The organism is Streptomyces sp. NBC_01803 (assembly GCF_035917415.1).
In the GTDB taxonomy this organism is placed as follows: Bacteria; Actinomycetota; Actinomycetes; order Streptomycetales; family Streptomycetaceae; genus Streptomyces.
In genome coordinates, this window is the sequence record NZ_CP109073.1 from 524688 (window position 1) to 537634 (window position 12947).

Consider the following 12947-nt stretch of genomic DNA (forward strand, 5'->3'; position numbering starts at 1 on the left):
GTCAGGCCGGGGCGGGCGCCGGGGCGTCGACCGTGCCGCTGACCACGTTCCGCATGAAGCCCAGGCGCAGCATCTCGTCGTTGACGGCGGACGCGACGACGTGCACGTACTGACCGCCGTCCGTGAAGAGCACGCCCAACTCGCACCAGCGCTCCAGCAGCGCGGGCACGGCGGCCCCGGCGTCCGCCCCCGGAAGCCGCTCGGTCAGCTTGCGGACCAGCGCGGCGGCCGAACGGGGCTGGGCGAGCAGCCGGAACGCGGCCACCTCCAGCGGGTCGTCCACGACCAGCCGCGTCCAGTCGAAGAGGCGGCGGCGGTTGAGCAGCACCACACGGTCGCCCAGGTCGTGCTGCACGAGGCGGCTGGTCGGATAGGCGTCCATCCAGGCGCGCAGCGCCTCGTTGAGCCGCTTCGCGGTGGCCTTGCCCACGCCGCGCGGCGGGGCGGCGAAGATGTAGGCCAGGTCGTACAGTTCCTCGCCCGGCAGGTCGTACGTCAGCCAGTACGGCTTGTCCGCTCGCAGCTCGGCGAAGCCCAGTTCGGGGCGGTTGAAGTAGGGGCTGAAGCGTTCGATGGCGATCCGTGCGGACTGGTCGGACGGCGGGTTGAGGTGTTCCAGGACCGGGAGTTGGGCGATCACCGGGTCGTAGTCACTGTCCCGCTCCTCGGGGAAGCCGTGCAGGTAGTTCCAGGAGATGGTCAGGCCGGCGCTCGCGCCGTCGCGCAGCATCCGCACGTTCTGGCAGCCGCTGACGCCCTTGTCCATCAGCCCGAGCACCCGGGTGTTGAGGCTCTCGATGCCCGGCTGGACGAACACCAGCCCGGCGTCGGCGAGGAGTTGGAGCTGATCGCGGCGCATGTTGGCCTTGATCTCGACGTGCATCCGCAGGTCGTAGCCGGTCTCGACGAGGCGGGGCAGCAGCGTCGTGACGTACCCCATGTCGAGGATGTTGTCGACGATGTAGATGTCCAGCACCCGGTGTTCGCGGGCCATGCCGACGATCTCGTCGAAGAAGGCGTCCGGGGACTTGCTGCGGAACTGCATGAACGAGCCGTTGAGCCCGCAGAACGTGCAGTGGTGCTTCTCCCCCCACCAGCAGCCGCGCGCGCCCTCAACCACCAGCTTGGGTTCGACCATGGTCCGGGCGCGGGAGGCCGCGAGGCGGTCGAGGTAGCCGGAGTAGTCCGGGGCGAGGATCGCGGCGGGCGGCAGCGGGGCGGTGCTCATCGGGTTGGCGACGGAGCGCTCGCCCTCCCGCCGGCACAGGCCGGCGATCCCCGACAGGTCGGAGCCGTCGCGGATGCCGTTCAGCAGCTGGGGCAGGGCGACCTCGCCCTCGCCGCGCACGACGTAGTCGACGAAGGGGAAGTTGCGGTGGACGGCCGCGCCCTGCTCGCTGTCGCAGTTGGCGCCGCCCAGCACGGTGACGATCTCCGGCGCCAGCCGCTTGACGTGCTTGGCGAGGGCGAGGGCGGCGGTGTTCTGCTGGAAGGTGGAGGTGAGGCCGACGACGTCCGGCTTGGCGGCCACCACCCGTTCGGCCAGCTCCTGGACGAACTCCCCGGCGGTCCGGTGCAGTTCGAGGGTGACGGCGAGCCGCTTCTCGTCCAGCAGCCGGGTCATCGACTCGGTGAACTCCGGCACCCGCCACTCGGGGTCGTCGTAAAGGGCGGAGGAGAACACCCAGTCGCCGCAGCCGAGGAAGTAGGAGGCCAGCGCGTAGTAACCGTAGTCGCGGGCGGTGAAGTCGGCGAACTCGGGCCGCCCGGTGAGCCAGTCGTAGTAGTCGAGATTGCCGTGCAGCACCTCCGCGTTCGCGCCGGGCGTCTTCTCGTTCACGCTGCGCTTGAGGATGCCCAGGGCCAGGGACGGGAGGTCGATCGGCGACCAGGGCATGTTGATCAGAAGCACGCGCACGGCTGTTCCCTTCTGGTGTCCTGCTGGGGTCCGGCTCGGGTCCGGCTCGGGTTCCGGAGGCGGGGTCCGGCCCGGCTGCCCGTGGGCACCCGGGCCGGACGTCGGGCGGATCAGATCTCGGCGTCGTCGTCCTCGGGCGTGACGAACGGGATCACGATGCTGACCGTCACGGTCCAGTCGCCACGACCTTCCGCGTCGTCCTCCAGCGGGTTGTTCTGGATTACGTCCTTCTCCATGGCCGTTACCTCCTCTCCGGGTCTCGGGGGCTGGGTCTCCGGGCCCGGGGGGAGCGCAGCTCCCGGGCCAGGAAGTAGAGGCTTCGCCGCAGCATCAGGACGTGGTCGGCCCCGTCGAGGCCGTCGTGTCCCGAGTCGAGCCACAGCTCCTCGCAGGGCGCGTCGGCCCGGCGGAGGGCGGCCAGGTAGCTGTGCACCTGGGCCGGCGGGCACTTGGGGTCCCGGGTGGCGGCCACCACGAGCAGCGGCGCGCGGACCCGGTCGGCGTAGCCGATCGGCGAGGAACGCGCGTAGCGCTCCGGCACCTCGTCGGGCGTGCCGCCGAACAGCCCGGCGTCCAGCGCCCGCAGGGCCGGGGTGCCCTGCGCGTACGCGGCGGCGTAGTCGGCGATCGGCTTGACCGCGACGCCGGCCCGCCACAGCTCCGGCTGGAGGCCGAGGGCGAGCAGCACCAGGTAGCCGCCCCAGGAGGTGCCCCACAGGCCGACCGCGCCGGGGCGGGCGATGCCCCGCGCCACGAGGTCCCGGCGCACGGCGGCCAGGTCGGCGGCCTGAGTGAGCCCGACGCCCTCGCCGTAGGCGGAGCGCCAGCGCGGGCCGTAGCCGGTGGAGCCGCGGTAGTTGACGCGGGCGACGGCCAGCCCGGAGGCGATCAGCGAGTGGACGGCCGGGTGGTAGGCGTCGCGGTCGTGGTGGGCGGGACCGCCGTGCACGAGGAAGACCACCGGGCCGGGCGCGGTCCGGCCGGGCGGCACGGCGAGCAGGGTGTGCACGGGACCGTCCGGGCCCGGGGTCCACAGATCGCTGGTGTCGGCGGTCAGCGGCGGCGGGCTGGGGGGCGGCGCCGGCAGCCGGGGGGCGGGGCCACCGACGGAGATCACCCGGGCGGGGGTGCGGGTGTCGGTCCAGAGGCAGTGGATGGCGCCGTCCGCGCGGGCGACCGCGTCCTGGACGGTGCCCTCGGGGACGGACAGCGGGGTGAGGGCGTGGCGCGCGAGGTCGGCCACGGCCAGTCGGCTGCGGCCGTGCCGCTCCTGGCGGATCAGCACGCGGCGGCCCTCGGGGAACCAGTGCGCGGTGATCTCGGTGTCGAAGTCGCACCAGGCGTGGCGGTGCGCCCCGCGCTCCGGGGTCCAGGTGACCAGGCGGTAACGGTCCCGGTGCTCCTCGACGAGCAGCAGTTCGGCGCCGGGCGCGCCGGGCGCGAACCCCAGCGCCCACACCCGACCGCGCTCCCCGGACAGCCGGGCGACGGTCTCCCCGTCAGCGGTGAGCACGGTGACGGCGTGCGGCGAACCGGCGGCCCGGGCCACGGCCACCAGGTCCCCGGCGGGCGACATCCCGGCCAGCGTGGCGTGGCCGCCGAAGGTGAGGGTGTGCTCCACGGGCGCGGCGCGGTGGCCCAGCCGCACGGTCAGCCCGTCGCCGTCACCGAGCCCGACGGCCACCCGGCCGTTGTCGGCCAGCACCAGTCCGGCGGGCCGGCCGGGCGGGATCTCCCCCGCGAAGGCGGGCGTGTCCGGCCCGCCCTCGAAGCCCTGCACCCGCCAGGCCCCGGTCCCGTCCGCCTCCTCCGCGAACCACCAGATGACGCCGTCCGGATCGATGGCACACCGCATGGTGCCCTGCGCCCGGTCGGTGACCTGCCGCGCCCGCCCGGCCCCGGCATGCCAGGCGAAGACCTCGCACCGCCCTCCGGCGTCCCCGGCGTAGACCATGAGATCGGGCGCGCGGCGGCAGGCGGCGGGCAGCACGGGCCGCGAGACGTAGGCGAGCGGGGCGGAGGGCCGCACGGCGGAGGAACTCATGGGACGGCTCCGTTCCGTGCGGCCGGGCGGAGACCGCGACCGGCCGTCACCGGGACCGACCCCGGCCCCGGCACCGGCCCGGGCGCCTGGTGACCGACCGGGGACGGTAAGCCCCACGGCCCGGCCGCCTGGTGACCGACCGCCTGGTGACCGACCGGGGACGCTAAGCCCCACGGCCCGGCCGCCTGGTGACCGACCGCGCCTGGCGGGAACGGGAAGCGGCTGGGCATCACGTGGCTCCTTCCGCCGGGGTCCGGGAGGCGACCGGGGTCAGATGGCGGGCGACCGTCAGCGTCGCGTAGAGCGCGACCACGGCCATCACCCCGGCGCCGGTCAGGCCCAGCGCCGTCGTGCCGGACACGGCGACGAGGATGCCCGCCGCCAGCGGGGCGACGGTGGTGGCGGCGCCGGAGGCGGTGGCCAGGACGGTGCCGACCCGGGACTGGAACTCCGGCGGGGTCACCGCGATGGCGCGGGCGGAGAGCAGGACGGCGAGCGTGGGGGCCAGCAGCGACACCACGCCGAACAGCGCCCCGTAGACCCACGCCCGGGTGGCGAACGCCAGGCCGGCCGCGACGAGGACGACCGCCCAGGAGACCACTACGCACAGCCGGGCGGCCGGGACCCGCCGGGCCAGCCAGGGGGCGGGCAGGGCACCCGCGACCCCGGCGGCACCGGCGACGGCCAGGACCACGCCGATGGCCACCGTGCCCTCCCCGTGCCGTTCCAGGGAGAACACCGCCCCGAAGTACAGCGCGGCGAGGACCGCGTTGAGGCCCGCCGTCCACCACAGCACCCCGCGCAGCAGCGGCTGGCGCCAAGTGAAGCGCAACCCCTCGCGCAGGTCGGCGGCGAAGGCACCGGCGCCGCCGCTCGGGGCCGGCGCCAGATCGGTCCGCATCGCGCGCACGCACCAGGCCGTGACCAGGTAGGAGACGGCGTCCGCCAGGAACGGCAGCCAGCGGGCGGCGGTGAAGAGCGCGCCGCCGAGCACCGGTCCGGCGACGGCGGCGCCCTGCGAGCCGGCCTGGAGGCGGGAGACGGCGTGCGGGTAGTCGGCCGGGGCGACGAGGGCGGCGACGCAGCCGCGCGCGGCGGCGGCATAGCAGGAGGTGGCGATCCGTTCGGCCACCACGGCGGCCAGCAGATATCCGACGGGCAGCCGGCCGGTGGCGGCCAGCGCGGCGATGGAGCCCATGGCGCCAGCGGCGGCCAGCGCGGACCACCACATGACCGCGCGCCGCGCGCCCCGGTCGGCCAGCACGGCGGCGAAGGGCGCGGCGAGCAGCCCGGCGACCAGGGACGCCGAGACGACGGCTCCGGCGAGCGCGGCGGAGCGGCCGGTCGCGAGGAGGAAGAGCGGGAGGACGACGCCCGAGGTCTGGCTGCCGAGCGTGTCGGTGGTCGTCGCGGCCCAGTAGAGCCGGTAGTCGCGCCGTGCGGTGTCGCGCCGTGCCAGCTCCGGGTGGGCCATGTCACCTCGCTCCCATGTCGCCGAGGGTCGGACGATACCCAGACACGCCAGGAGCACGACAAGAACACACACCCACACGGCGTCACATTCTGGCCACACACGTGAACACGTGATGGAGATGTCGGTCGACCGCCCTCGTGCACATGGGACGGCAGAGCGTCAACGGCACCCGGCCAGCGGCCCTGGGCGGCCCGGCGCGGACCCGCCGGAGCCGCCGCCGTCCGCACCCCCGCCCCGATCGCCCCGGAGTTCCCCGTTCGCACCACCGCTCGTCGCGCCCCACCCCACGCCGACCCCCGCCGCCGCACCGCCGCCGCGAACGTTCCCGGGCGGGAAGCCCACGGTTCGCGCGGGACCGCCCGGTCGGGACCCGATCGTTGGCCAGGAACCGCCGATGGCGGCAACACCCCCCTCTCCCGGGTGACTTGTCGGGAATAGTCCGCATCCGCCGCAGGTCAGGGGCTAGCCTGTCCGCGCATGCGCCAGGTGGGGCGGGACGGAGGACCGGGTGGCGGAGCAGGGTGGGGGCTGGGCGGACGAGAGCCCGGCGGTGAGCGTCGACGTGACGGTGCCGAGCATCGCGCGGGCCTACGACGCCGTGCTGGGCGGCAAGGACAACTACGCGGCCGACCGCGCGGTGGCCGACCAATTGCGCAAGACGATGCCGGGCATCGGGGAGCTGGCCTGGTCGAACCGCGCGATCCTCGGCCGGACCGTCCGCTTTCTGGCCGCCGAGGCCGGCATCCGGCAGTTCCTCGACCTCGGCGCGGGCCTGCCGACGATGGAGAACACCCACCAGGTCGCCCAGCGCCACGCGCCGACGGCGCGCGTCGTCTACGTCGACAACGACCCCATCGTCCTGGCCCACGGCCGCGCGCTGCTGGAGGAGAACGACGCGACCGCCGTCGTCACCGCCGACCTGCGCGAGCCGGACCGCGTGCTGGCCGAGCCCCAGGTGCGGCGGCTGATCGACCTCTCCGAGCCGGTGGCCGTGCTGATGATCGGGATCCTGCACCACCTCCACGACGACGAGGACCCGGCGGGCATCGTGCGGGCGTACCTGTCGGCCGTCCCCCCGGGCAGCCACCTGGTGGTCACCCACTTCTGCGACATCGGCCCGGACGCCCGGGAGTTGCAGGAGACGTTCCTGCGTTTCCTGGGCACCGGCAGGTTCCGGACGATGGCGGAGATCGGGGCCTACTTCCCCGGCCTGGAGCTGGTCGACCCCGGCCTGGTGCCGCTGTCGCTGTGGCGCCCGGACGCGCCGGTCGCGCAGCCGCTGAGCGTGCTGCGGCGGCTGATGGCGGGCGGCGTCGGCCGCAAGCCCTGAGGCCGACCCCCTACCGAGTACTCCCTGTTACTTGACACAGGTTCAACAAGGCGCGCACAGTTTTACTGAACCCAGTTCAATAATGCCCGCATCGGAGCACCACCATGGCGACCAACCGCACCCCGGCCGAGCGCTGGCCCGAGTTCGCGCGCATCCCTCACCCGCCGCGCCGCCTCCCGGTGCTCGGCGACGTGATCGGCGCGTCGTTCGCCACCCCGGTGCAGGACACGATGCGGATGGCCGCCGAGCTGGGCCCGATCTTCCGCCGCAAGATCTTCGGCCTGGAGGTCGTGTTCGTCACCGGCGCCGACCTGGTGACCGAGATGGCCGACGAGAAGCGTTTCGTCAAGTACGTCACCAACGCCGTGCGGAGCCTGCGCGCGGTGGCCGGGGACGGCCTGTTCACCGCGTACGGCAACGAGCCCAACTGGCAGCGCGCCCACGACATCCTGGCCCCCGCCTTCACCCGCGAGTCCATGGTCCGCTACCACCCGACGATGCTCGCCATGGCCCACCGCCTGATGAACGTCTGGGACCGCCACGCCCAGGCCGGCACGGCGGCCGACGTCAGCGGCGACACCACCAAGCTCACGCTGGAGACCATCGCCAGCACCGGATTCGGCTACGACTTCGGATCGTTCGAGCGCGACGAACCGCACCCGTTCGTCACGGCCATGGTCAACGGGCTCAGCGCCGTGCTGCGCCTGCGCGTCGCGACCCTGCCGCTGGTCGGCCCCGCGCTCGCCCGCCCCATCCGGCGGCGTTTCCTCGCCCACCGCGACTACCTCAACGCGACCGTGGACGACGTGATCCGCGAACGCACCGCGCGGGGCGTCACCCACACCGACGACCTGCTCGGCCTGATGCTCAACACCACCCAGCCCGGCACCGGCGAGCGGCTCGACCCGCTCAACATCCGGTACCAGGTGATCACCTTCCTGGTCGCCGGGCACGAGACGACGTCCGGCGCGCTGTCCTTCGCCCTGTACTACCTGGCCAAGCACCCCGAGGTCATGGCCCGCGCCCAGGAGGAGGTGGACCGCGTCTGGGGCCCGGACGGCGACCCGACCTACGAACAGGTCAGCAAGCTGCGCTACGTGCGGCGCGTGCTGGACGAGTCACTGCGCCTGTGGCCGACCGCCCCCGCGTTCACCCGCGCCGCCCGGCAGGACACGACGCTCGGCGGCCGGTACCCGATGCGCAAGGGCGCCTCGGCGCTCGTCCTGGTCCCCGCGCTGCACCGCGACCCCTCGGTGTGGGGCGACGACGCGGAGCGTTTCGACCCCGACCGTTTCCTCCCCGAGCGCGTCCGGGCCAGGCCCGGCCACGTCTTCAAGCCGTTCGGGACGGGCGAACGCGCCTGCATCGGCCGCCAGTTCGCCCTGCACGAGGCGACCCTGGTGCTCGGCCTGCTGCTGCGCCGCTACCACCTGCACGACCACTCCGACTATCGCCTGAAGGTCTCCGAACGCCTCACCCTGATGCCGGAGGACTTCGCCCTGACCCCCACCCGCCGCACCCCGGCCGCGACCCCACCCCCGGCCACGACGACGGACGAGCACGTCACCCCCGAACAGCCGGGCTGCCCGGTCCACCACGGCGGCGGGGCGGACGCGGGGCGATAGGCCGCGCCCCGGGGGTCCCGGCGAGGACATCGGTCGATGGCGGCGGGTCACCGGATGGACACAGGTGGGCCCGAACACCGGACACGGCGTGACGGCATGCCGGAGGATGTCCGTTGCGGCGCGGCGCGTGGTGCGCGGGGTCGGTGGACCGTGAGGGGTGTGATGGCGGCCTTCGAGGCGCTGAGGGACGGTGACCCGCGGTGGGTGGGCCGGTACCGGATCGTGGCCCGGCTGGGGGCCGGGGGCATGGGGCGAGTGTATCTGGGGCGTTCGCCGGGCGGGCGGAACGTCGCGGTGAAGGTGGTGCGCGAAGAGCTGGCGGAGGACGCCGAGTTCCGGCGCCGCTTCGAGCGCGAGGTCGCGGCGGCCCGCCGGATCAACGGCGCCTACACGGCCGGCGTGGTGGACGCCGACCCGCTGGGGACGCCGCCGTGGCTGGCGACCGTCTACATCCCCGGCCTGTCGCTGGCCGACGCGATCGGCGGGCACGGTCCCTGGCCGGCGCGGCATGTGCTGGCGCTGGGCGCCGCGCTGGCCGAGGCGCTGGAGTCCATGCACGACGTGGGCATGGTGCACCGGGACTTGAAGCCGTCCAACATCCTGCTCGCCGAAGACGGCCCGCGCGTCATCGACTTCGGCATCTCGGTGGCGGCCGAGGCCAGTGTCCTCACCCGGACCGGGATGGTGGTCGGCACGCCCGGCTTCATGTCACCCGAGCAGCTGACCGGCGCTCATGTCGGCCCGCCCGGTGACGTGTTCTCGCTGGGTACGGTGCTGGTCTACGCGGCCACCGGCAGCGGACCGTTCGGCCTCGGGTCGGCGCCGGCCCTGGGGTACCGCGTCGTCCACGAGGAGCCCGAACTCTCCTCCCTCGCACCCGAGGTGCGGGCGCCGGTCGCCTCCTGCCTGGCCAAGGACCCGGCGGCGCGGCCCACCGTGTCGGCCCTGCTCGCCCTGCTGTCGGAGGCGGCCGGCGAGGAGCTGGACCAGGCCGGAGGGACGTGGCTGCCCGGCGCGGTCGCCCACAGCGTGCGGGAGCGCGCGACGACGGCCCTGCCCGCCACGCCGACCACGCCGGCGACTCCCCAGACCCCCGCCCCGACGATCCGTCTGGACCCGCGGCGGCCGGCCGACCCGCCCGGGCCCGGCGCGGCGACCCGGACGGCGGCCACCGCGTACCCGCCGCCGCCGGCCGGCCCCGTGCCGGGGGCTTCCCCGGCCCCGGCCCCGACGACCGCCGCGACGCCGACCCCGGCCGGGCGAGGCCCGAGGCGCACACGCCTGGGGCTGGCCGCCGCCGTGGCCGGCGTCGCGGCGGTCGTCGGCGTGGCGGTCCTCCTCAGCACGACTCCGTGGGCGAGCGACCCGGACTCCTCCGCCGGCAGCGACTCCCCGCCGAGCGGCGGGGCGCCTCTCGGCGGGCAGGACGTCTGGTCCTTCGAGACCGGCGGCTACGTCCGCACCTCACCGGTGTTCTCCGAGGGGATCGTCTACTTCGGCGGCGACGACGGCTACTTCTACGCCGTCGACGCCTACACCGGCGAGGAGGTCTGGTCCTTCGAGACCGGTGACTGGGTGCGCTCCACGCCCGTGGTCGCCGAAGGGGTCGTCTACTTCGGCAGTGACGACAACTTCCTCCACGCCGTCGACGCCTACACCGGCGAGGAAGTCTGGTCCTTCGCCACGGACAGCTACGTGCGCTCCTCGCCCACGGTCGAGGACGGAACGGTGTACGTCGGCAGTCAGGACTCGTTCCTCTACGCCGTCGACACGGAATCCGGCGAGGAGATCTGGTCGTTCGAGACGGGCGGGGTGGTGGACTCGTCACCGGTCCTCTCCGACGGACAGGTGTACGTCGGCAGCGAGGACGGCTATCTCTACGCCGTGGACGCGGCCGGCGGGGAGGAGCTGTGGTCCTTCGAGACGGGGGGTTGGACGGCGTCGCCGACGGTCAGCGACGGCGTCGTCTACGTCGGGAGCGGCGACTCCTTCCTCTACGCGCTGGACGCCGCCTCGGGCGACGACCTCTGGTCGTTCGAGACGGGCGACGCGGTGACCTCACGGCCGGCGGTCGCGGACGGAAACGTCTACTTCGGCAGTGACGACGCCACCTTCTACGCGGTGGACACGGAGTCGGGCGCGGAGAACTGGCGGTTCGCAGCCGCCGACTCCGTCAACTCCCCGACGATCGCGGACAGCACGGCGTACGTCGGCAGCGCCGACGGCCACCTGTACGCGCTGGACGCCTCCACCGGCGAGCAGTTCTGGTCGTACGCCACCGAGGACTGGGTCTTCCCCGCGCCCGCGGTCGCGGAGGGCATGGTGTACTTCGCCGACGACGACAGCTTCGTGTACGCCGTGACGCAGTAGCGCGACAACGCGACAACGCCGCCCCGGGCCGGGCACGCACCCGGCGCCGCACGGCGCTTTGTCGCCCGCGCCGGAAATCCCGGCGCGGCATCATCACCCCGGGGCGCGTCCATCGGGCACGCCGCGAGGAGGCGACGTCCTCCCGGCTCAGGCCATGCCGACCGCTGGGCAGGCGCCTGCCGCCCTGACCGGTCGGCGACGCTCCGGGCCGCGGGCGGTGACCGGGAGGGGCGGACGGTGACCGGGGGGCGGGGGCGTGCCGTGCCCCTGAGGGATCCGGATCATGGCACCATGGACAACATGGGTGTTGGCTCCGCCAGTTGCGGCCGGTTCCACGGAAGGAGACGTCGATGAGCAGTCCCAACAAGGGGATCGGCAAGACGCAGGTGTCGCTCAAGTGGGATGCCAGCCCGCTGGGCGAGGCCCCGCACGATCTCGACATCATCGCCGCGACATACCGCGCGGACGCGCCGCACGAGCCCGCCTATCTCGTGCACTTCGACAGCCGCTCGCCGGACGGCACCATAACGCTCAGCCGGGACAGCCACACCGGTCAGGGCCTCGGTTTCGACGAGGTGATGACGTTCGAGTTCGAGCGGCTGGCCCCCGAGTACACGCGGGTCGTCGTGGGCGTGGCGATCCAGCAGCGCGACGGGCACAAGACGTTCGGCGACGTGCCGCGCACGCTGGTGCGGATCGCCGAGGGTTATGACGAGCTGGGCGAGGACGACTTCGCTTCCGTCGCCGGCGCGACGGCGGCGACCGTCGCGGAGTTCACCCGGGACGAGACGGGCGAGTGGCGGTACCGCAAGGTCATGCGCGGTTTCGAGGACGCCGCGCCGGGCGCGTTCGCGGAGCTGATGGGCCGGAATCTGTCCTGAACGTCTCCGGGCTCCTCGGCTTACTTGCCAGTAATCTGTCGGCATGGCTGACGACCGCGCGTACGACATCGTCCTGTTCGGAGCCACCGGCTTCACCGGTGCGTTGACCGCCGACTATCTGGCGCGGCACGCGCCCGCCGGGACCCGCTGGGCCCTGGCGGGCCGGAACCCGGAGAAGCTCGCCGCCGTGCGCGCGGAGCTGGCCGGGACGGACCCGGCGCTCGCCGAGTTGGACCTGCTCACGGCCGATGTCACGGACCCGGCCTCGCTGCGCGCGGTCGCCGAGGCCGCGCGCGTCGTGATCACCACGGTCGGGCCGTACCTCACGCACGGCGACGCGCTGGTGGCGGCGTGCGCGGCGGCCGGGACGGACTACGTGGACCTCACGGGCGAGCCGGAGTTCGTGGACCGCGCCTATCTGCGCCACCACGCCACGGCGGTGGCCCGCGGCGCACGCCTGGTGCACGCCTGCGGGTTCGACTCGATCCCCTACGACCTGGGCGTGCTCTACACGGTCAACCGGCTGCCGGAGGGCGTGCCGTTGACCGTGGAGGGCTTCGTCCGGGCTTCCGGCGCCTTCTCGGCGGGCACCTACCACTCGGCCATCACCGCGTTCTCCCGGCTGCGGGAGAGCGCGCGGTCCGCCCGCGAGCGCCGGGCGGCCGAGGGCAGGCCGGAGGGCCGCGTGGTGCGCGGGCTGCCCGGCAAGCCCCGGTTCGACCGGCGGGTCGGCGCCTGGGCCCTGCCCGCGCCGACCATCGACCCCCAGGTGGTGCTGCGTTCGGCCCGCGCGCTGGAGCGGTACGGCCCGGAGTTCTCCTACGGGCACAACGTGTCGATCCGCACCCTGCCGGTCGCGCTCGGCCTGGCGGGCGGGACGCTGGGGTTGGTGGGACTCTCCCAGGTGCCGCCCGCCCGGGAGTGGCTGATGGCCCGCAAGAAGTCCGGCGAGGGCCCGACGCCCCGGCAGCGGGCGAAGGCATGGTTCAAGGTGATCTTCCTCGGCGAGGGCGGCGGACGGCGGATCGTCACCGAGGTGTCCGGGGGCGACCCGGGCTACGGCGAGACCGCGAAGATGCTGGCGGAGTCCGCGCTATGCCTGGCCTTCGACGAGCTGCCCGCCACGGCCGGGCAGGTCACCACCGCCACCGCCATGGGCGACGCGCTGACCTGGCGGCTGATCGCGGCGGGTATCTCGTTCCGCGTCCGCGAGGACGTCACCGCGCCGGCGACGACGATCCCGACGGTACCGGCCGCCGAGGGCTGAGACGGGCGGCCGGTGGCCGGTGGCCCCGCGCGGGGGCA

General features: G+C 74.0%; 9 protein-coding genes. 5 read left to right on the forward strand and 4 right to left on the reverse strand.

Translation table 11 applies throughout. The features are described from left to right. Position 1 precedes the first annotated feature (1 nt). The 4 genes from OIE51_RS02190 to OIE51_RS02205 form a co-directional block, all read right to left on the reverse strand. Positions 2-1918: a RiPP maturation radical SAM C-methyltransferase gene (locus OIE51_RS02190; protein ID WP_326595070.1), complete on the reverse strand. Its 1917-nt coding sequence runs from the start codon at positions 1916-1918 to the stop codon at positions 2-4. Positions 1919-2028: 110 nt separating this feature from the next. After that, positions 2029-2154 carry a hypothetical protein gene (locus tag OIE51_RS02195; protein ID WP_326595072.1) on the reverse strand — a complete coding sequence of 42 codons (126 nt, stop codon included), beginning with the start codon at positions 2152-2154 and terminating at the stop codon, positions 2029-2031. 5 nt (positions 2155-2159) lie between these two features. Continuing rightward, on the reverse strand, positions 2160-3962 hold the full coding sequence (locus OIE51_RS02200) for a S9 family peptidase (RefSeq protein WP_326595074.1): 1803 nt from the start codon (positions 3960-3962) through the stop codon (positions 2160-2162). Between the two features lie 229 nt (positions 3963-4191). Then, positions 4192-5436, reverse strand: coding sequence for an MFS transporter (locus tag OIE51_RS02205; RefSeq protein WP_326595076.1), 1245 nt, complete (start codon positions 5434-5436; stop codon positions 4192-4194). Positions 5437-5944: 508 nt separating this feature from the next. Between OIE51_RS02205 and OIE51_RS02210 the strand changes: the two genes are divergently transcribed. The 5 genes from OIE51_RS02210 to OIE51_RS02230 all read left to right on the forward strand — a co-directional run bounded on the left by OIE51_RS02210 (position 5945) and on the right by OIE51_RS02230 (position 12909). Continuing rightward, positions 5945-6766, forward strand: coding sequence for an SAM-dependent methyltransferase (locus tag OIE51_RS02210; RefSeq protein WP_326595077.1), 822 nt, complete (start codon positions 5945-5947; stop codon positions 6764-6766). A gap of 104 nt (positions 6767-6870) precedes the next feature. Then, complete coding sequence (locus tag OIE51_RS02215; protein WP_326595078.1) at positions 6871-8391, forward strand: cytochrome P450; 1521 nt, start codon at positions 6871-6873, stop codon at positions 8389-8391. Positions 8392-8553: 162 nt separating this feature from the next. Next, positions 8554-10761: a serine/threonine-protein kinase gene (locus OIE51_RS02220; RefSeq protein ID WP_326595079.1), complete on the forward strand. Its 2208-nt coding sequence runs from the start codon at positions 8554-8556 to the stop codon at positions 10759-10761. A gap of 350 nt (positions 10762-11111) precedes the next feature. After that, on the forward strand, positions 11112-11642 hold the full coding sequence (locus tag OIE51_RS02225; RefSeq protein WP_326595080.1) for a TerD family protein: 531 nt from the start codon (positions 11112-11114) through the stop codon (positions 11640-11642). Positions 11643-11685: 43 nt separating this feature from the next. Further along, positions 11686-12909 (forward strand): saccharopine dehydrogenase family protein, encoded by a 1224-nt coding sequence (locus OIE51_RS02230; protein WP_326595081.1) that lies wholly within the window; start codon positions 11686-11688, stop codon positions 12907-12909. Positions 12910-12947 lie beyond the last annotated feature (38 nt).